The sequence below is a fragment of the Mesorhizobium sp. ESP6-5 genome, assembly GCF_020164695.1.
Taxonomy (GTDB): Bacteria; Pseudomonadota; Alphaproteobacteria; order Rhizobiales; family Rhizobiaceae; genus Mesorhizobium; species Mesorhizobium australicum.
The window spans coordinates 130,424-150,706 of sequence record NZ_JAIUGR010000017.1 but is presented as its reverse complement, the minus strand read 5'-3'; the positions used below and the strand labels follow the sequence as shown (position 1 = coordinate 150,706).

General features: G+C 64.1%; 16 protein-coding genes. 9 read left to right on the top strand and 7 right to left on the bottom strand.

The window, feature by feature from the left end; all coding sequences use genetic code 11:
* The 4 genes from LB524_RS25475 to ppa form a co-directional block, all read left to right on the top strand.
* A partial coding sequence (locus LB524_RS25475; RefSeq protein WP_224531041.1) for a TPM domain-containing protein occupies positions 1–709 on the top strand: 709 nt, incomplete at its 5' end.
* 8 nt (positions 710–717) lie between these two features.
* Positions 718–1,356, top strand: a complete 639-nt coding sequence (locus tag LB524_RS25470) for a TPM domain-containing protein (protein ID WP_140662503.1) — start codon at positions 718–720, stop codon at positions 1,354–1,356.
* A gap of 244 nt (positions 1,357–1,600) precedes the next feature.
* Complete coding sequence (locus LB524_RS25465) at positions 1,601–2,107, top strand: GNAT family N-acetyltransferase (RefSeq protein ID WP_224531038.1); 507 nt, start codon at positions 1,601–1,603, stop codon at positions 2,105–2,107.
* Between the two features lie 190 nt (positions 2,108–2,297).
* Positions 2,298–2,831 (top strand): inorganic diphosphatase, encoded by a 534-nt coding sequence (ppa, locus tag LB524_RS25460; protein ID WP_140616548.1) that lies wholly within the window; start codon positions 2,298–2,300, stop codon positions 2,829–2,831.
* 7 nt (positions 2,832–2,838) lie between these two features.
* Here ppa and LB524_RS25455 read toward each other — a convergent pair whose 3' ends face one another.
* Positions 2,839–3,432, bottom strand: coding sequence for a hypothetical protein (locus LB524_RS25455; RefSeq protein WP_224531036.1), 594 nt, complete (start codon positions 3,430–3,432; stop codon positions 2,839–2,841).
* Positions 3,433–3,476: 44 nt separating this feature from the next.
* A complete protein-coding gene (locus tag LB524_RS25450; RefSeq protein WP_015315134.1) occupies positions 3,477–4,094 on the bottom strand; it encodes a TetR/AcrR family transcriptional regulator in 618 nt (205 codons plus the stop codon).
* 74 nt (positions 4,095–4,168) lie between these two features.
* Here LB524_RS25450 and LB524_RS25445 point away from each other — a divergent pair, with 74 nt between their 5' ends.
* A complete protein-coding gene (locus LB524_RS25445; protein WP_181172862.1) occupies positions 4,169–5,452 on the top strand; it encodes an MFS transporter in 1,284 nt (427 codons plus the stop codon).
* A 193-nt stretch (positions 5,453–5,645) separates the two neighbouring features.
* Here LB524_RS25445 and LB524_RS25440 read toward each other — a convergent pair whose 3' ends face one another.
* Positions 5,646–5,927: a hypothetical protein gene (locus LB524_RS25440; RefSeq protein WP_140712377.1), complete on the bottom strand. Its 282-nt coding sequence runs from the start codon at positions 5,925–5,927 to the stop codon at positions 5,646–5,648.
* Positions 5,928–6,125: 198 nt separating this feature from the next.
* Here LB524_RS25440 and typA point away from each other — a divergent pair, with 198 nt between their 5' ends.
* Complete coding sequence (typA, locus tag LB524_RS25435) at positions 6,126–7,955, top strand: translational GTPase TypA (RefSeq protein WP_015315136.1); 1,830 nt, start codon at positions 6,126–6,128, stop codon at positions 7,953–7,955.
* Positions 7,956–8,013: 58 nt separating this feature from the next.
* Here typA and LB524_RS25430 read toward each other — a convergent pair whose 3' ends face one another.
* Positions 8,014–8,640, bottom strand: a complete 627-nt coding sequence (locus LB524_RS25430; protein WP_140790095.1) for a DUF1062 domain-containing protein — start codon at positions 8,638–8,640, stop codon at positions 8,014–8,016.
* A gap of 438 nt (positions 8,641–9,078) precedes the next feature.
* On the opposite strand from LB524_RS25430, the gene LB524_RS25425 reads away from it, so the two are divergent.
* The gene (locus tag LB524_RS25425; protein ID WP_140616554.1) at positions 9,079–9,690 is read left to right on the top strand and encodes a LysE family translocator; all 612 of its coding nucleotides are present in this window, start codon (positions 9,079–9,081) and stop codon (positions 9,688–9,690) included.
* A gap of 2 nt (positions 9,691–9,692) precedes the next feature.
* Here the strand turns inward: LB524_RS25425 and LB524_RS25420 are convergent, their stop codons facing one another.
* Both LB524_RS25420 and LB524_RS25415 read right to left on the bottom strand, forming a co-directional pair.
* Entirely contained in the window at positions 9,693–11,513 is a 1,821-nt protein-coding gene (locus tag LB524_RS25420) for an aromatic amino acid ammonia-lyase (RefSeq protein WP_224531033.1), read from the bottom strand.
* 140 nt (positions 11,514–11,653) lie between these two features.
* Positions 11,654–12,217 (bottom strand): peroxidase-related enzyme, encoded by a 564-nt coding sequence (locus LB524_RS25415; protein WP_224531031.1) that lies wholly within the window; start codon positions 12,215–12,217, stop codon positions 11,654–11,656.
* A 138-nt stretch (positions 12,218–12,355) separates the two neighbouring features.
* Between LB524_RS25415 and LB524_RS25410 the strand changes: the two genes are divergently transcribed.
* Together LB524_RS25410 and LB524_RS25405 are read left to right on the top strand one after the other, a co-directional pair.
* Positions 12,356–17,143 carry an NAD-glutamate dehydrogenase gene (locus LB524_RS25410; RefSeq protein ID WP_224531030.1) on the top strand — a complete coding sequence of 1,596 codons (4,788 nt, stop codon included), beginning with the start codon at positions 12,356–12,358 and terminating at the stop codon, positions 17,141–17,143.
* A gap of 85 nt (positions 17,144–17,228) precedes the next feature.
* A complete protein-coding gene (locus LB524_RS25405) occupies positions 17,229–18,602 on the top strand; it encodes an MFS transporter (protein ID WP_224531028.1) in 1,374 nt (457 codons plus the stop codon).
* A 39-nt stretch (positions 18,603–18,641) separates the two neighbouring features.
* Here LB524_RS25405 and purH read toward each other — a convergent pair whose 3' ends face one another.
* Complete coding sequence (purH, locus tag LB524_RS25400; RefSeq protein ID WP_140719859.1) at positions 18,642–20,258, bottom strand: bifunctional phosphoribosylaminoimidazolecarboxamide formyltransferase/IMP cyclohydrolase; 1,617 nt, start codon at positions 20,256–20,258, stop codon at positions 18,642–18,644.
* Positions 20,259–20,283: the final 25 nt, after the last annotated feature.

Below are 20,283 nucleotides of genomic sequence, written 5' to 3'. Positions count from 1 at the left end.
GCTGACGCAGAAGCTGGCGGACTTCGAAACCAAGGGCTCCGACCAGATCGTCGTCGCCACCATTCCCAGCCTCGGCGAGGAGATCGAACCCTACGCCAACCGGCTGTTCCGCTTCTGGAAGCTCGGCCAGGCCAAGGAGAACAACGGTGTCCTGCTTTTGGTCGCGCCGAACGACCGCAAGATGCGGATCGAGGTGGGCTATGGGCTGGAAGGCACGCTGACCGACCTGCACACCAAGCTGATCATCGAGAACGACATGGTGCCGGCCTTCCGCGCCGGCGATTTCTCCGGCGGCATCTCCAAGGCCGTCGACGACATGATCATGGTGCTGAACGGCAATCCGGAGGAGTTGGAGGCGCGCGGCCGGCGCAATCCCGCCGACGGCAGCACCCCCATGGATCCGGTCGTCGCGGTGTTCCTGATCCTGTGGGCGACGATGTTCTTCGGTGGCCTGGCGATGGCCTTCCTGCCGCCGATGTTCGGCACAAAGCTGTCGCCGGGCGTGTATCGATGGCTGGGCATGACGTTTCGTTATGGCCAGGGTGCGGGCGGATCATCCGGAACCAGCGGCTGGACGACGAGGTCGTCGGGCGGCGGCTGGTCCTCGGGTGGTTCCGGCAGTGGCTGGTCGTCGGGGTCAAGCAGTGGCGGCGGGTTTTCCGGTGGCGGCGGCTCGTCCGGCGGTGGCGGTTCTTCAGGAAGCTGGTGAGAAAGATCATGGCGACACGACCGATCAGCCCGCAGGATCATGAGCGCATCGCCGCTGCGATCCGCGCCGCCGAAGCGCAAACCGACGGCGAGATCTACTGCGTCGTGGCGCATGCCAGCGATGGCTACTTAGCTCCCGCAGCCTTGATGGCGACCCTCGGCATGCTGGTCGTCAGCCTCGCGGTCGCCTATGGGCTGGAGGCCTGGTGGCTCACCATCCGCCTGCCACATTTCGTCATCGCTCAGTTGCTGGCCATGGCCTGCGTGCTGGCCCTGTTGTGGACGCTGCCCGGCCTGCGCATCCATATGGTGCCGCGTCGGCTGCGCTATCAGGCTGCGCACGCCAATGCGGTCAAGCAGTTCCTCGCCCGCAACGTCCACCGCACCACGGCGCGCACCGGCGTGCTGATCTTCGTCTCGATCGCCGAGCGCTACGCCGAAGTGGTCGCCGATTCGGGCATCGCTGCCAAGGTCGGCCAGCATGTCTGGGACGGCGTGGTGCGCGATCTGACCGCGCATGCCGGCCACGATCGGCTTGCCGACGGTTTCGTCAAGGCGATCGAGGGGGTCGGGGCCGTGCTGGCCGAGCACTTTCCGGTTACTTCGGGCGATACCAACGAGCTCGACGACCATCTGGTCGAAATCTGAAAAGCCCTACCTGCAAACGCTACTCAGCCGGACGCCTGACGCGGCTTTCTGCGCTTCCGATGCCTACGGACCTAAAAGTCCGCTGCGCTTCGGTACTCGAAAGCCGCGCCATCCGCCTCGGCTGAGCGCGTTTTCAGGCAGGCTTTGGCCAATGTCGGCAGTGTCATGATCGTCTGTGCGAAAGCGGACCATCGGCCGCCGGGACTCTTGCAATCGGGCGATGCGGGTTTATGGTTAACAAATCATGAATACGCTGACGATCGACATTCGGAAGGCAGACCTGCGCGATTCCGGCGCCATCGCCGAAGTGCACCTCGAGGCTTGGCGCGGCGCGTATAGCGGAATCATTCCGCACCGCACGCTGACATCGATGATCAACCGTCGCGGAAGCGACTGGTGGGCCAACGCCATCCGCCGCGCCGCCACCGTCCTGGTCGTCGAGATCGGCGGCACGATCGCCGGCTACGCGACGATCGGCAAGAACCGCGCCAAGGAACTCAAGCAGCAGGGCGAGATCTACGAATTGTACCTGCGCCCGGAATATCAGGGCATCGGGCTCGGCAGGCGGCTGTTTTCGGCGGCCAGGGCACGTCTCGCCGACCACGGGCTGAAAGGCATGGTGGTGTGGGCGCTGGAAGACAACCAGAACGCACTTGCCTTCTATGCCGGGGCCGGCGGCCGCGACATCGCCGAAGGGGTCGAGATTTTCGAGCAGAAGGCGCTGAAGAAGGTCGCCTTCGTCTGGGAGTGACCGCCTGGGGATGATCGTGGGAGGCGCAGTCCCGGGCTCACGCACATCACGACGCTGAAACATCTTGTGCCGATGATTGAACGGGTCGACCGCCATCGCGTCTCGCCGGACGCCTGTAAGCACCATTCGCCGCATTGCACCATTTTGCGCCGCCCGCTATCTCCTGCCGACCGAGAGAGGGACAAAAGACATGCGCATCGAAGCCATAGCCACCGGAAAGAATCCGCCTGAGGACGTCAATGTCATCATCGAGGTGCCGATCGGCGGCGAGCCGATCAAGTACGAGATGGACAAGGAGGCCGGCACGCTGTTCGTCGACCGCTTCCTGCACACCTCGATGCGCTACCCCGGCAATTACGGTTTCGTGCCGCACACGCTGTCGGGCGACGGCGACCCGATTGACGTGCTGATCTGCAACACGCGCGCCTTGGTGCCGGGCTGCGTGATCAACGTGCGGCCGATCGGCGTGCTGATCATGGAAGACAATGCCGGCCAGGATGAAAAGATCATCGCGGTGCCGTCACCGAAGCTGACACTGCGCTACGAGAACGTCACCGAATACACGCAGCTGCCCGACATCACGCGCCAGCAGGTGCAGCACTTCTTCGAGCACTACAAGGATCTGGAACCCGGCAAATGGGTCAAGATCGAGGGCTGGCATGATTCCAAATACGCCAAGAAGATGATCATGGACGCTATCGACCGGGCGAAGGCGAGCAAGTAGCTCGCGGTCAGTTATCGACCCGGCCGAAAGCCGGCACGTCGCCAATCACCACGCGCTTGTCCTTGCCGCAGGCGAAGCCTTTCGCCTTCTCGTCGGCGATCTTGCGCGCCTGGTCGTTGGCGGCGGGGTTACCGGTGGCCAACACCAGGCCGACGGTGCAGCCGTCCCGGGCGTCCATCTGAGCGACCTTGGCGACGAGCAGCACCTCGGTCTTCTTGGTCTCGTCCTCGCCATTGCTGATCGAGCGGCGGTGGATGACCGCGAACGGCACGGCTTTGTCGCCATTGGTTTCGACACGCCACTCGACCTTGGCTCCGGACAAATTCAAGGCGGAAAAACTTTCCCAGGTGGACGTCATGTCGCCGCCGGGCGGAAAACCATAGAACAGCGATTCGCGGGCGTCGTCATATCCGACCAGCACGGGATAGCCGCGATAGCCGGAGCAGGCGAGGTCGGCCCAGTCGCCGTCGCCCTGCTCGGCCTGCGCATAGGTCACGCAGTCCTTCTTCCAGTCGAGGTCGGTGTAGGTGCTGGATATGTCGCCGGCCTGCGCCGCCTGGCAAAGGCCGGCGAAGGTGAGCGGGATCAACAGGCTGCGCATGGCGGAGATCTCAGTTGGAGGTCGTCCCAGCGTATCGCCAATCGCTATTTCTTCAAGCTGGCTTCGATCAGCAGGTCGGCGTTGCGGGCAACCGACTGCGCGGGGCCGCCGAGGCCGAACAGTTGGCCGCTGATATAGGCGCCTTCGATAAGCAGCAGCAACCCGTCGCCCAGCGTGTCGGGGTCTTGCGCGCCCATCGCAGCCGCCATGGCGCGCAGGCGGCGGCGCAATTCCTGCTTGTTGGCCTCGCTGACGACGCGAGCCGGATGGCTGTGGTCGGGATATTCGACCGCCGCATTGGTCATGCCGCAGCCGCGATAGTCCGCCACTTGCGTTCGCTTGCCGATACGGGTCAGGAAAGCCTTGATCTGAGCGCGCGGGTCGCCGGGGTTGGCGGCGACGGCCTCGTCGAAACGCTCCCAATATTCAAGATCGTATTGCCTGAGGTAGGAGGCGGCCAGCTCGTCCTTGGAGGGAAAGCTGCGATAGAGGCTGGGCTTGGTGACGCCGGCACGCTTGACGATTTCGTCGACGCCGATCGCCCGGATACCGCGCCGGTAGAACAGGTCATAGGCCACGTCGAGGATCTTCTTGGCGGCCTTCGGTGGCGCCGACGCATGACCGTCGCTGATGGTCAGTTCAATATTTTTGTCGCTTGGCATCATGGGACTCGATTGACAATGTTACCGATCGGTACGTATACATGCTCCCATCTTGCAACGTACCGGTCAGTAACATGATAGCTCAATCCCGTCCCTTTGGCCAGCGCTACGCTTTCGTGGTGGTGGGCGTCATCTTCCTCTGCCTGCTGATCGCGGCCGGCCTGCGCTCGGCGCCTTCCGTCATGATGCTGCCGCTCGAAAACAGCTTCGGCTGGCGGCGCGACGTCATTTCGCTGGCCGCGGGCGTCGGCATCCTGCTCTATGGGCTGACCGGTCCGTTCGCCGCCGCGCTCATGGAGCGCATCGGGCTGCGCCGCACGCTGCTGGCGTCGCTGGTGGTGATGTCGGCTTCGACCACGCTCAGCCTGCTGATGACCAAGCCATGGCATCTGTTCATCACCTGGGGCGTTTTTTCCGGCATCGGATCCGGCGCTGTCGCCAGCGTCCTTGGCGCCACCATCGTCAACCGCTGGTTCAAGACCAATCGCGGTCTTGTCATGGGGCTGATGTCGGCCTCCAGCGCCACCGGCATGCTGATTTTCCTGCCGCTGATCGCCTCGCTCGCCCAGACAGGCGGCTGGCAGCCTGTCGTCATCGCTGTCGCGATCGCCACCGCGGCGTTGATCCCTCTAGTCTGGTTGCTGGTGCCGGAGCGCCCGGCCTCGATTGGCATGGTGCGTTATGGCGCCGAGGCGGATGATGTGCCGCCGACTTCGCCCGCGTCACAAGGCAATTTCCTGGCGCATACGCTCAGCACGCTGCGCCGCGCCGCCGGCACGCGGGTTTTCTGGTACCTGTTCGCCACCTTCTTCGTCTGTGGCTTCACCACCAACGGGCTGGTCGGCACCCATCTGATCGCCTTCTGCGGCGACATGGGCATCGGCGAGGTGCAGGCCGCCGGCCTGTTGTCGATGATGGGCATTTTCGACCTGATCGGCACCACGCTGTCCGGTTGGCTCACCGACCGCTACGATCCGCGCAAGCTGCTCGGCGTCTACTATGCCATCCGTGGCCTGTCGCTGATCTATTTGCCCTATTCAGGTTTCTCGGCAACCAGCCTGATCATCTTCGCGGTGCTCTATGGTCTCGACTGGATCGCCACCGTGCCGCCGACTTTAAGGCTCGCCAACGAAGCCTTCGGCGACCGCAGCGGGCCGATCGTGTTCGGCTGGATCGTGGCCGGCCATCAGGTGGGTGCCGCCACCGCTGCTGCCTTCGGCGGCACCATGCGCGAACTGCAGGGCAACTACGAACTGGCGTTCCTGATTGCCGGCATGACGGCGATCGCGGCGGCTTGTATTTCGCTCCTGATCAACACCAGCCGGCCGGCCTTCGATCCCGAACCGCAGGCGGCTTGAGGCGCGTCGATAATTCAGGTGAGGCCGGCCTGCAAACGGCGGATTCCTGCGCTTCTCCGTTCTACTGCGTCGCAGTAGAACGGAGCTCACGTACAAAATGTACGCTCCGCTCGGATTCTCGAAAACCATTATTTTCGGCCCGGCCTGACCTGAATCTCAACACACCTCAGCGTGTAAGAACGGGCGCGAACGGTCAGTCGGGGTAGCAGACCATTGGAATGTTGGGCCAGACCGCCGCGTCGCAGTTGGCGCTCGCCTGTCTCTGCTTGAAGGCGGCACTGACCGGCCCGGTCACCACGGGGTCGACGCCGTCGGGCGCGTCGGCAAAGGCCTGTTGCGCGGAAGGCGCATCGGTCGGCAGGGCAGGCCGCGTTTCCTTCAGCGTCGCGGCCGACTGCGCGGCGTTGGCCGCCAGCAGCATCGCAAAGGCGGCGGACGCGATAAGTGGCCAAAATCGGTTGAGTCTATCGGTCATCACGTTCGAACTGTCCGGGCCCTGAAAAGGTTCCCGCCTTGGTTAACAAAATCATTTCACACGCAGATGCTTAAGATTTGATGAGTATTTGGTGTCGCGCGTCCCCTTTCGCAACTGCGAAAAACCCTGTATGAGCCGCGCAACCGAAAGAGGCAGCGCCCTTGGCCTGCTGCCTGCAACGCTTCCGAGACCAGAATCATGAACCTCCGTAATATCGCGATCATCGCGCACGTCGACCATGGAAAGACCACCCTGGTCGACCAGCTTTTGAAACAGTCCGGCTCCTTCCGCGACAACCAGCGCGTCGCCGAGCGTGCCATGGATTCCAACGATCTCGAAAAGGAACGCGGCATCACCATCCTGGCCAAGGCGACCTCGGTCGACTGGAAGGACACGCGCATCAACATCGTCGACACGCCCGGCCACGCCGATTTCGGTGGTGAGGTCGAGCGCATCCTGTCGATGGTGGATTCGGCCATCGTGCTGGTCGACGCCGCCGAAGGCCCGATGCCGCAGACCAAGTTCGTCGTCGGCAAGGCGCTCAAGGTCGGCTTGAGGCCGATCGTCGTCATCAACAAGATCGACCGGCCGGACGCGCGCCATGTCGAGGTGGTCAACGAGGTGTTCGACCTGTTCGCCGCGCTCGACGCCACCGACGAGCAGCTCGACTTCCCGATCCTCTATGGTTCCGGCCGCGACGGCTGGGTGTCGGAAAATCCGGAAGGCCCGAAGGACCAGCAGCTTGCACCGCTGTTCGACCTCGTCATCAAGCATGTGCCGGCGCCGACCGTTCATCCCGGCCCGTTCCGGATGATCGGCACCATCCTGGAAGCAAACCCGTTCCTCGGCCGCATCATCACCGGCCGCATCGAGAGCGGCACGCTGAAGTCTAACCAGGCGGTCAAGGTGCTGCACAATGACGGCACCCAGATCGAGACCGGCCGCATTTCAAAGATTCTCGCTTTCCGCGGCCTTGAGCGTCAGCCGATCGAAGAAGCGCAGGCGGGTGACATCGTCGCCATCGCCGGCCTGTCCAAGGGCACCGTCGCCGACACGTTCTGCGACCTGGCGGTGACCGAGGCGCTGCATGCACAGCCGATCGATCCGCCGACCGTGACCATGTCCTTCCTCGTCAACGACAGCCCGTTGGCTGGCACCGAAGGCGACAAGGTGACCAGTCGCGTCATCCGTGACCGTCTGCTGCGCGAGGCCGAAGGCAATGTCGCGCTGAAAATCGAAGAATCGCCCGACAAGGATTCGTTCTTCGTTTCCGGCCGCGGCGAATTGCAGCTCGCCGTCCTGATCGAGACCATGCGCCGCGAAGGTTTCGAGATCGCCGTCTCGCGTCCGCGCGTCGTCATGCAGAAGGGCGAGAATGGCGAATTGCTGGAGCCGGTCGAGGAAGTCGTCATCGACGTCGACGAGGAGCATGCCGGTGTCGTTGTGCAGAAGATGTCGGAACGCAAGGCCGAAATGGTCGAGCTGCGTCCCTCGGGCGGCAACCGCCAGCGCATCGTCTTCCATGCGCCGACGCGCGGCCTGATCGGCTACCAGTCGGAACTGTTGACCGATACGCGCGGCACCGCCGTGATGAACCGGCTGTTCCATGCCTACGAGCCCTACAAGGGCGAGTTGCCTGGCCGCACCAACGGCGTGCTGATCTCCAACGAACAGGGCGAGTCGGTGGCTTACGCCATGTGGAACCTTGAAGATCGCGGTCCGATGGTCATCGATCCCGGCGTCAAGGTCTATCAGGGGATGATCATCGGCATCCACAGCCGGGACAACGATCTCGAAGTGAACGTGCTGAAGGGCAAGAAGCTGACCAACATCCGCGCCGCCGGCAAGGACGAGGCGGTCAAGCTCACCCCGCCGATCCGCATGACGCTGGAGCGCGCGCTGGCCTGGATCCAGGACGACGAACTGGTCGAGGTGACGCCGAAGACCATTCGCCTGCGCAAACTCTATCTCGACCCGAACGAGCGCAAGCGTTTCGAGAAGTCGTCGAAGGCGGTCGGCGCGGCGTAAAGTTTCCCTTTTCCGAGAGTTTGAGGGGGCGGAGCACTTGTTCTCCGCCCTCTTTCGTTCATCCACCAGCGGCCGAGATGATGGTCCGCCGGTCGGGCTCGCTGGCGAGATCGATGCGGATTGTCGCTCCCTCTCGGACCGGTTTGCGCAGGGCCTTTGCTCCATCCGGCTCGATGGTCAGCAGCCTCCGCTCGTCCAGTGCGTGAAGGCGCGACCGCGAGATGCCGAGTTCGTTGGCGAGCAGCCGGTCAAGCCTCAACGATACCGGTATTTCCAGACCAAGTCGGAGCTCCAGCACCGTCGCGCCTTGCTTAATCCCGCCGATCACCTGCTTGCGCACGACGGCGTCAGGGAACTCTTCGACGCGTCCCACCTGGTTGCGCAGGGCGACGATGTCGAAGGCATGGCTCCGGACCAGTGCCGGATCATTGCTTTCGAGCGCCGCCAGCAGTGCCGGCGCGATATCGCGCCGGTTGCAGCGCTCGAAAATGCCGAAATTCCAGGAATTGTCGCAGTCGACGCAGCGATAGATCAGCCACACGTCGATGCGCTTGCCGTTGGCGTTGACGCGGAATTTCTCGCTGCAGCGGTAGGCTTTCACGAAGCCGCAGCGATTGCAGTTGATCAGGGGTCGTGGTGCGATTTCAGGCGCGATCGTCCAGTGGACGCGCAGGGCCGATGACATGCCGGTAAGTCCTTCCCGTTGGGAAGTTCATCCGGTCGGCGCTATCGAGATGCCCATGCGGGCGCGGCGTGGCGGGCGGCTGCGGAGATTGTGACGTCAGGTGTCGCTGGCGGTAAGCCGAGCGACAGCGGTTCAGCAGTGCCAAACCGGTCTCGAACCGCCGCCCAAAGGAACACATCAAAAAACAAACAGGCACCGCTGATGCGGCGCCATGCAGGTGTGTCGGAGGAGTTGACGAGACCGGTGGTTACTGGGGCAAAGTGAAGCTCGAAATTGTTTCGCGGCGACCCTTCTAGCGGCGTGACGCTGGGGCTGCAAGGGGCTCCGCAAGTCACGCCGTAGGGGTCGGCGCCCATGGCCCATATTGTCTTGCCTTTGCCAGAGACGCAGCTGTCGGGTTATTGTGGTTGGTGAAGCCCTGACGCGGAGACCCTCGCCATGCACCTCGCCTCGCTGCTGATCTTCGCCGCCGCCTTGTTCGTGGCCGCCGGTTCGCCTGGCCCATCGATCGCGGCGCTTGTCGCGCGCGTTATCTCGAAGGGGTTTCGCGATGTGTTTCCGTTCCTGCTTGCCATGTGGATCGGCGAAGGCATCTGGCTGTCGCTGGCGGTGTTTGGGCTGGCCGTGGTGGCGCAGACCTTCCATTTCGCTTTCGTCGTCGTGAAATGGATCGGCGTTCTCTACCTGGCCTATCTCGCCTGGAAGATGTGGACGGCGCCTGTCGACGCCAAGGAGGGCGAGATGCCGCGTGAGGATTCGGCCGGCAAGCTTTTTTTCGCCGGCATGGCCGTCACGCTCGGCAATCCCAAGATCATGATGTTTTACCTGGCGCTGTTGCCGACCATCATCGACCTCGCTTCGGTCAGTCTCGTCGGCTGGGTCGAACTGACGGCGACCATGGCGGTGGTGCTGATCGCCATCGATCTCGCCTGGGTGCTCGCCGCCTCGCAGGCGCGCAAGCTCCTCAGGAGCAAGCGCGCCATGAAGATCGCCAACCGCGTCAGCGCCACGACGATGGCCGGTGCGGCGGCGGCCATCGCGGCGCGGTAAGGCTATCTGGGCAAGACGCCGGCCGCAGGCATGGCGGCCGCCTTCGGCGCCTGCGGTCCGCCGGAATAGAATTTCGAGGCCGGGTTCTCCTGCATGAAATCGTAGGCGACCATGCCGAGCGGCCGCTTTTGCCGTTCCGATGCCGCCTGGTGCCAGGGGATCACCTGGCGCAGCGCCTCGAGCGCCGCGGTTGGCGCCTCGCCGAATTTCCGCTGCGGGTTCTGCGCCTTGCGGATTTCCATCCAATAGCTTGCCGTCAACAGGTCCTGCGCCAAGAGATGGAAGGATATGTCGACCGCCTCGCGGGCGCGTTGCGTCTTGATGCGGGTCTGCCCTTCCAGGTCCTCGACGGTGGCGACGATCGCCTGGCCATTCGGCGTCACCGGCGTGCCGAGGTCGGCCAGTTCCTGCCAGAGATCGGTCGGCAGATAGCCATCGAAGGTCGGGATGTCCTTGCGCTCGTCGGGCTTCAGCACATCGATCGGCTTGATCACGGTAAAGAAGGGATTGCGGAAGCGCTCGATGCGCTGCGCCACCGCGACACCGAGATTGGTGAGAGAGATGGTGAAAGCCTCGACCTGATTGGCCATGGGATAGGGATCCCAGTTGGCGTTGGAGAAGATATAGCCGGACTTGCCGCCGCTCAGCGGCCCGCCCTTGATATAATATTTCATGAATTGCGGCGTGCTCAGCTCCGGCGAGCTCTGCGGCGTCAGGCCCGGCAGCACGGCCGGATTGTGATCCGACGAATTGATGGAGAGCAGCACGGATTGGCGCAGATCCGCCCAGGCCTGCCAGGCCGAGCCCTGGCGCTGGCTGGAGGCGCGCATGCTTTCCGGATCCTGTATGATGCGGGCCTGATCCTCGTCGAAGAGATAGCTGCCCTTGATCATGTCCATGACCCGCGCGGCATCCCATGTCAGCCATGGGTAAGGCCGCATGGATTGCACGGGTGCGGAAATCGGCGTCACGCTGGAATTCATGCCGTTCAGCCCCATGGCGTAGCTGAGGTCGGTCCACTCCAGCAGTTTTCGGGCGTCCTCCAGCAAAAGCACGGCCTGTGCCTGTGCGTAGGCATTGGTGCTGATCAGCGCGGCCTGGTCGGCGGCGAAAGGCTCGAGAGGCTTCAGACCGGCCTGCGAAAGGGCCTGTGTGGCCGGCATGCGGACGCCATCGAGATAGGCTTCGCCTTCGCCGACCATGGCCGCGCCGATATTGCCAAGCGTCGCGAGGTCGCCTTCGCCGAGCGTGCCGCGCGATTGCACGACCGGCGTCACCCGCTTGTTCAGCATGTCGACCAGCATATGCGTCAGCTGCGGGCTGGCAGCCTCGTAGGACATGGTGTTGGCGCGGATCGCCATGATGGCGCGCACCAGCGCTTCTTCCTGCAGCTCCGGCCCGTAGCCTCTGTTGACGCCGCCCTTGAAGCGGGCGAGCTGCTGATCCTTGAGCAGCTTACTGTTTTCCGGCGTCGTCGGATCGCCCGAGAAGATCACCGTCTCGCGCTGGTCGCCGGCGCCACGGTTGAACCAGTAGATGGTGACACCTTCGGCAGCACCTTCGAGCAGCAGGCCATAAGCGTCCGCCGAACGTTGCAGCGCCTCGGGGCTGAGCTCGACCTTGGCGCCGTTGCGGGCGATGTCGATGATCTGTTCGACGGTCAGGTCATGGCCAGTCAGCGTTATCGTCTTGGCCGCGGCTGTCTCGAAAATGGGCTGGTAGGCTGTCACCGCCTCGAAGGCGTGGGCGGGTGGAGTGGCAAGCGCCAGCGTCATGGTCAGGGCGCGGAGAAAAACCCCGGGTTTGGCAATTGCATCAAGCATAGGGGACTCCCATTCACGAAGCGTTGGCCTCGGGCATCAAGTTCACCCCTCGGAAATCTTGTTTCCCGGAAAACTAGCCGGCGGCATTCGCCTGTCAACGCTTGATGCGAAGTAGGACCGATGGTGGAACGCGCGTGGCCCTATCGCGCCATGGCGTGGTATTCGTCGTTCGGCCGCATGTCGATCGCGGCCGCGACACGGTTCGACATGTTGAAGAAGGCCGCGGTCGAGGCGATATCCCAGATGTCGCGATCGCTGAAGCCGGCCTGGCGCAGGGCCGCGCGATCGGCCTCGACGATCCTGGCCGGCTCCTCGGTCAGCTTGACGACGAAGTCGAGCATTGCCGTTTGCTTCGGCGAAAGGTCGGCGGCGCGGAAATTCATCACCATCATCTCACCAAGCAGGGGATCGCCCGAGAGCTGGCGCACCGCCGCGCCATGCGCGGTCAAGCAGTAGTAGCAGTGGTTGATGGAGGAGACGGCGACCGCGATCATCTCGCGTTCCAGCTTCGACAGGCCGGACTCGCCCAGCATCAAATCATTGTACATGTCGGTGAAGGCGCGCAGCTTCTTGTCGTCGAAGGCATAGGCCTTGAGCACGTTGGGGACGAGGCCGAGCTTTTCCTCGCATTTGGCGAAATAGGCTTTTGTCGGCTCGCTCAGCTCTCCGGCGGCCAGGTCTAGCGCGGTGATTTTGCCGGTCATCGTGTCATTTCTCCTCGTCATGCGAAGCCTTGCCGCCGAATTCCGAGAATTCTTGGCAAGCCGTCAAACCTTTGTCGCCAAACAGCGGTCATCTGATACCATAGTCGCAAAAGCATGCGACGGGAGGGAAGAAGCGTCATGGCCAGCGTAAAATCCGCAGCTAAGTCGAAGAAGAAGGCACCTGCGGCAAAGGCCGATGACAGACCGGCCAGGCTCGCCGATTACCTGCTCGCCCGCGCGCCGGCGGAGGATATCGCCGCCTATGACGTGGCCGACCTCGAGCGTGCCGCCGATCTCGCCGGCCAGGCGGTCGCCGCCCACAAAAAGGGTGAGTGCGTCGTCGCCGTCGAAGCCGATTCGGGCGTGGTTCGCGAAGGCCGCCCAGTGACCGTCATCACGGTCGTCAACGACAACATGCCGTTCCTGTTCGATTCCATCCTCGGCGAGGTTACAGAAACCGCCGGTGAACCGACCCTGGTCACTCATCCGGTGATTACGGTCCGTCATGGCAAGACGGGTGTCGACGAAATCCTCGGCGATGGCAATTTCGCCAGGGATGACGGCAGCCACGACCGGCTGAGCGTGATCCATGTCCATATTCCCCGGCTGACGCCCGAACAAGCAAATGGCCTGGCCGAGCGGCTGCGCAAGATGCTCGGCCAGGTCCATGCCGCCGTCAACGACTGGCGGCCGATGCTGGCCCGGCTCGATCAGGCCATCTCCGAATTCCGCTATTCGGCGGTGCCGCTCGACAAAAAGAGCGTCGCCGAGGCGATCGCCTTCCTGGAGTGGCTGCGCGACGACAATTTCACTTTCCTTGGCATGCGTGAATTCAAATACACCGGCGGCGAGGAAAGCGGCAATCTGGAGCGGGCAGAAAAACCCGGCCTCGGCATCCTGACCGACCCGGACGTGCTGGTGCTGAGACGCGGCACCGAGGCGGTGACGACGACGCCGGAAATCCGCGCTTTCCTGCACGGACCGGAGCCGCTGATCGTCACCAAGGCCAATGCCAAGTCGCTGGTGCACCGGCGCATCTATCTCGATTACATCGGCGTCAAGACCTACAGCGCCAAAGGTGCGTTGGCGGGCGAACTGCGCATCGTCGGCCTGTTCACCTCGACCGCATACACGCGCTCGGTGATGAAGATCCCGTATCTCAGGTCCAAGGCCGAAACCATCATCGCCAAGTCGGGGTTCGACCGCCACGACCACTCCGGCAAGGCGCTGATCAACGTGCTGGAAAGCTATCCGCGCGACGAGCTGTTCCAGGTTCCGGTGCCGATCCTGCGCAAGCATGCCGCTGCCATTCTGGGCCTGGTCGAGCGGCCCCGCGTGCGGGCGCTGGTGCGCGTCGACCAGTTCGACCGTTTCGTCTCGATCCTCGTCTTCGTGCCTCGCGACCGCTACGACAGCGTCGTGCGCGAGAAGATCGGCACCTATCTGAAAACCGCGTTCGAGGGCCGGCTGTCGGCCTATTACCCGGCTTTCCCGGAAGGCGGGCTGGCGCGCGTGCACTTCATCATCGGCCGCTCCGGCGGCAAGACGCCGAAGGTCGAGCAGGCGACGATAGAGGCGGCGATCCGCGACATCGTGCGCACCTGGGAAGATGCGCTTGCCGATGCGGCCGAAGCCAGCGGCAGCGACCCGGCGTTGAAAGCCATCGCCGCGCGGCTGCCAGAGAGCTACCGGGATACGTTCAGCGCTGGCGTGGCGCTGGCCGATGCCGGACGAATCGCCAAGATCAGCGCCGGCAATCCGATCGCCATCGATTATTACCGCCATGCCGAGCAGAAGCCGCACCAGGCGGCGCTGAAGATCTATCACCATGGCAGCCCGGTGGCACTGTCGCGGCGCGTTCCGGTGCTGGAGAACATCGGCTTCCGCGTCATCAGCGAGCGGACTTTCGAAGTCGGCGACGACCAGTCGGGCATGGTCTTCATCCACGACATGGAACTGGAGAACAGCTACGGCAAGCCGATCGACCTCGCCGACGGCGGTGCGCTGTTCGAGGACGCTTTCCTGTCGGTGTGGCGGGGCGACGTCGACAATGACGGCTATAACGGCCTCGCCCAGACCGCCGGCCTGTGGTCGGGCGAGATCACCATCCTGCGTGCCTATGGCCGTTACCTGCAGCAGGTCGGCATCCCGCAGAGCCAGGATTTCATCGCCGCCGCACTCAACCGCTATCCCGAGATCGCGCGCGGCCTGCACGCGCTGTTCATCGCCCGGCTCGGCCCGACGGCCGAAACCGAAGGCGTGGTGGCGGCAAAGCACCTCAAGGCCAAGATCAAGGATGCGCTGGAGGATGTGCCCAACATTGATGACGACACCATCATCCGCCGCTACCTCAATTTGATCGAAGCCTCGCTGCGCACCAATCATTTCGTTGCCGATACGAAAGAGAAAGGCCAGTCGCTGGCGATCAAGCTCGAGTCGCAGGCGGTCGAGGGATTGCCGGCGCCGCGGCCATGGCGCGAAATTTTCGTCTACGGCTCGGAGGTCGAAGGCCTGCACCTGCGCTTCGGCCCGGTTGCGCGTGGCGGCTTGCGCTGGTCCGACCGCGCCCAGGACTATCGCACCGAGGTGCTCGGCCTGGTCAAGGCGCAACAGGTCAAGAACGCCGTCATCGTGCCGGTCGGCGCCAAGGGCGGCTTCTATCCCAAGAAACTGCCGATGAGCGCCGGACGCGACGCGATCTTCGAGGCCGGCACATCGGCTTACAAGAACTTCGTTTCCAGCCTGCTCTCGATCACGGACAATATCGGCCTGGACGGCGTCATTCCACCGGCAGGTGTCGTGCGCCGCGACCAGGACGATCCTTATTTCGTCGTCGCTGCCGACAAGGGCACGGCAACCTTCTCCGACACCGCCAACGCCATCTCCGAAAAGCACGGCTTCTGGCTCGACGATGCCTTCGCCAGCGGTGGTTCGGCCGGCTACGACCACAAGAAGATGGGCATCACCGCCAAGGGCGCCTGGGAAGCGGTCAAGCGGCATTTCCGCGAGATGAACCGCGACATCCAGACCTCGCCCTTCTCTGTCGTGGGCGTCGGCGACATGTCGGGCGACGTGTTCGGCAATGGCATGCTGTTGTCGCCGAAAACGCGGCTGATCGCCGCTTTCGACCATCGCGACATCTTCATCGATCCCGATCCCGACATGGCGGCCTCGACGGCAGAGCGCGAGCGCATGTTCGCGCTGCCGCGTTCGAGCTGGCAGGACTATGACAAGACCAAGCTGTCGGATGGCGGCGTCATCGTCTCGCGCAGCCAGAAATCGATCACCTTGCCGGCTGCCGCGGCAGCGGCGATCGGACTCGCCAAGACGACGGCCACGCCGGTCGAGATCATGATCGCCATCCTCAAGGCGCCGGTCGACCTCTTGTGGTTCGGCGGCATCGGCACGTATCTCAGGGCATCGACCGAGACCAATGCCGAGGTCGGCGACCGCGCCAACGATGCCATCCGCATCACGGCGCTCGACGTGCGCGCCAAGGTGATCGGCGAGGGTGCCAATCTGGGTGTGACGCAGCGGGCGCGCATCGAGTTCGGCATGAATGGCGGCCGCTGCAACTCCGACGCGATCGACAATTCGGGCGGCGTCAACTGCTCCGACGTCGAGGTCAACATCAAGATCGCGCTGGCGTCGGCAATGCGCAAGGGATCGCTGACGCGGCCGGCGCGCAACAAGCTGCTGGCCGAGATGACCGACGAGGTCGGCGGGCTGGTGCTGTCCAACAACTACCAGCAGACGCTGGCGCTTTCGATCGCCCGCAAGCGCGGCCTCGCCGACATCGCGCATCAGAGCCGCTTCATGACGGCGCTGGAGGCACGCGGCCTGCTCGATCGTGTCGTGGAAACACTGCCGTCGCCGGCAGCGCTTGCCGAGCGCGAGGCGCGCGGCGAGCCGTTGACCCGGGCCGAGCTCGGCGTGCTGCTCGCCTATGCCAAGATCGTGCTGTTTTCCGACATCGTCGCCAGCGACGTGCCTGACGATGCGCATTTCGACCGCGACCTGATGGGCTATTTCCCGGACCGGATGGCGAAGAAATACGCTTCCGAGATCCACGGCCACCGGCTGCGCCGCGAGATCATCGCGCGTGTCGTGGCCAACGATCTGGTCAATCGCGGCGGGCCGTCCTTCGTCAACCGGCTTCAGGAGGCGACGGGGCGCACCGCGGCAGATGTGGTGCGCACCTTCGCCGTGGTGCGCGATGGCTTTGCGCTGCCCGCGCTCTATCGCGAGATCGACGCGCTCGACAACCTGGTCGACGGCCAGGTGCAACTCGATCTCTATCAGATGGTGAGCCGGCTTATCTACATGAGCAGCGGCTGGTACCTGAAGAACGATGCCGGCACGGCACCGCTCGGCCAGCGCATCGCCGAACTGCAGGATGCGCGCAAGGCGCTGGAGCCCAAGCTCGTTTCGCTGCTGCCGGCTTTTTCGCGCGAGCGGATCGAGGAGAAGCGGCACGGGCTGTTCAAGGCGGGCGCACCGGAAAAGCTGGCCGAGCAGCTGGCGATGAGCGAGGCGGCGGAGCTCATCCCGGACGTCGCGCTGACGGCCCGCACCGCCGGCGCCGATATCGTCGCGGCGGCCACGGCGTTCTTCGCCGTCAGCGATGCCTTCCGCATCCCGCGCGTCGAGGATGCGGCGCGCTCGATCACGCCATCGGACTATTATGACCAGCTCGCTCTGTCCCGCGCCACCGACACGATCGGCGCGGCGCGGCGCGGCATCGCTATCGCCGCGCTTACCGGCCATGCCGAGGCGGCCGATCCGGTGGCGGCCTGGCTCGAAGCTGGTGGCGAGCGGGTGGCGCGCATCCGCGAACGGCTGCAGGCGTTGACGGAGGGCGGCGACATCACCGTGTCGCGGCTGTCGGTTGCGTCGGGGCTGATGAGCGATCTGACGGGCATGTGAGCCAGCGGTTGTCCGTTTGCATGATCATTCGAAACATGCAGACATGGCGCCCGAAATGGGCGGAGCGGACGCCGGGGGAATCACTATGGCGGTAGAGACAGTGCAGCGGGCATCCGGGCGCGGCATCTGGGGTTGGATGTTCTTCGACTGGGCGGCGCAGCCGTTCTTCACGGTCGTCACCACCTTCATCTTCGGCCCCTATTTCGTTTCGCGCATGGCGGGCGATCCAACCACTGGCCAGGCCGTCTGGGGTTATGGCATCGCCGCGGCCGGGCTGGTCATCGCGGTGCTATCGCCGATCCTAGGATCGATCGCCGACCAGACCGGGCCGCGCAAGCCGTGGATCGCGTTTTTCGCGGCGATCAAGATCACCAGTCTCACCTTGCTCTGGTTCGCCGCGCCGGGTTCCAACCTGTTCCTGGTCGTGGCGCTGTTCTCGCTGGCCTCGGTGGCAGCGGAGTTCTCCACTGTCTTCAACGATTCCATGATGCCGCGGCTGGTGCCGAAGAGCGAGATCGGCCGCATCTCCAACGTGGCCTGGGGCCTCGGCTATCTCGGCGGGATTATCGCACTGATCTTCGTCGTCACCTGCCTGGCCGGCTCGCCGGAGACCGGCAAGACGATCATCGGCATCACCCCGCTGTTCGGGCTCGATCCGCAACTGGGCGAGGATGCTCGCGCCACCGGGCCGCTGTCGGCGGGCTGGTATTTCCTGTTCATCCTGCCGATGTTTTTCTTTACGCCCGACGCCATCAAGGGCATCTCGATCGGGCCGGCGGTGCGCGAAGGCCTGTCGGAGCTGAAATCGACACTGGCCGAGGTGCGCAAGCGCGGCGGCATCTTCCGCTTTCTCGTCGCCCGCATGATCTACCAGGATGGCGTCAATGCCTTGCTGGCGCTGGGCGGCACCTTCGCGGCGGGCATGTTCCACTGGTCGATCACCGAGATCGGGATGTTCGGCATCATCCTCAATATCGTCGCCATCTTCGGCTGCTGGGTCGCCGCCCGCCTGGACACCGCGCTGGGCTCCAAGGCGGTGGTGATGATTTCGCTGGTCATGCTGTCCATCGCCACTATCGGCGTGGTCTCGACCGGGCCTGGATTCACGCTGCTCGGCCTGATCCAGCTTTCGACCTCCGATTCAGGCGGCCTGTTCGGTACGGCGGCCGAAAAGGCCTACATCATGTACGGCCTGCTGATCGGCCTGGCCTTCGGGCCGGTGCAGGCCTCGTCGCGCTCCTACATGGCGCGCAGCGTGACCGCAGCCGAATCCGGTCGCTATTTCGGCATCTATGCGCTGGCCGGTCGGGCGACCAGTTTCCTGGCGCCGTTCATGGTGGCGACGATTACCGCCACCAGCGGCTCGGCCCGGCTTGGCATGGCGGCGATTATTTTGTTCCTGGCCATCGGCATGGCGATCCTGGTTCGCACGCCATATCCGGCGGATCGGCCGGAGTAGATGCTTCGATATTCACCCCACTGGCCGCCGAGCGGCAGGTTAGTGCCGGAAATGCCGTACGCCGGTGAACACCATGGCAATGCCGTGTTCGTCGGCGGCGGCGATGACATCGTCGTCGCGCATCGAACCGCCCGGCTGGATCACGGCGGTGGCACCGGCTTCGATGGCCGACAGCAGGCCGTCGGCGAAGGGGAAGAAGGCATCCGAAGCGACCACCGAGCCCTTGGTCAACGGCTCGGCCATGCCTGCCGTCTCCGCTGCGTCGATCGCCTTGCGCGCGGCGATGCGCGAAGAATCGACCCGGCTCATCTGGCCGGCGCCGATGCCGACCGTGGCGCCGTCCTTGGCGTAGACTACGGCGTTCGACTTGACGTGCTTGGCGACGCGGAAGGCGAATTTGAGATCGGCCATTTCAGCCGGCGTCGGCGCGCGCTTCGTTACCACCTTCAGGTCGAGGTCGTCGACCACGGCATTGTCGCGGCCTTGGACCAGCAGGCCGCCTGAAACCGACTTGACCGTCGTGCCGGCCGTGCGCGGGTCCGGCAGGCCGCTGGTGACCAGCAGGCGCAAATTCTTCTTGGCAGCTATGATTGCAGCAGCCTCGTCGGTCGCGTCGGGCGCGATGATCACCTCGGTGAAGGTTTTCACGATTTCCTCGGCCGCCTCGGCGTCAAGGGTGCGGTTCAAGGCGACGATGCCGCCGAAGGCCGAGACCGGGTCGCAGGCGAGCGCCTTTGCGTAGGCCGCTTTCAGCGATGTGCCTTCGGCCACGCCGCACGGATTGGCGTGCTTGATGATGGCGACGGCGGCCGAGCGATTGGGATCGAATTCGCCGGCCAATTCGAAAGCGGCGTCGGTATCGTTGATGTTGTTGTAGGATAGCTGCTTGCCCTGCAGCTGCCGCGCCGTGGCGACGCCCGGCCGTTTGTCGCCATTGACGTAGAAGCCGGCACCCTGGTGCGGGTTCTCGCCGTAGCGCATCACCTCGGCCAGCCTGCCGCCAAAAGCGCGCCAGGTTGGATGCTCGATCTCCAGCGCCTCGGCGAACCAGCCCGAGATCGCCGCATCGTAGGTGGCGGTGCGGGCGAAGGCCTTCGCCGCCAGCTTCTTGCGGAAATCCAACGACAGAGAGCCGATGTTCATCTCCAGCGCGTTGAGCACAGCGGCGTAATCGCCGGGATCGGTGACGATGGCGACATAGGCGTGGTTCTTGGCCGACGCGCGGATCATCGCCGGGCCGCCAATGTCGATGTTCTCGACGATCGCCGCGTAGTCGGCGCCGGAGCGGCGAACTTCCTCGAACGGGTAAAGATTGGAGACGACGAGATCGATCGGCTCGATGCCGTATTTGCGCATCGCCAATGCGTGCTCGGGGTCGTCGCGCACACCAAGCAGCGCGCCATGCACGGACGGGTGCAGCGTCTTGACGCGGCCATCCATGATCTCGGGGAAGCCGGTGAGCTCGGAGACGTCGCGCACCGCCATGCCGGCCTCGGCGATCGCTTTTGCCGTGCCGCCGGTGGAGACCAGCTCGACGCCGGCCGCGGCCAGTGCCCTGGCAAAGTCGATCAAGCCCGTCTTGTCGAAGACGGAGAGCAGCGCACGGCGGACCGGAACGAGGTCCGGGGCAGGAATGTTCTTGGCAGGAACGGCCATGGCTGGCGGCCTTTCTTGTCTGGAG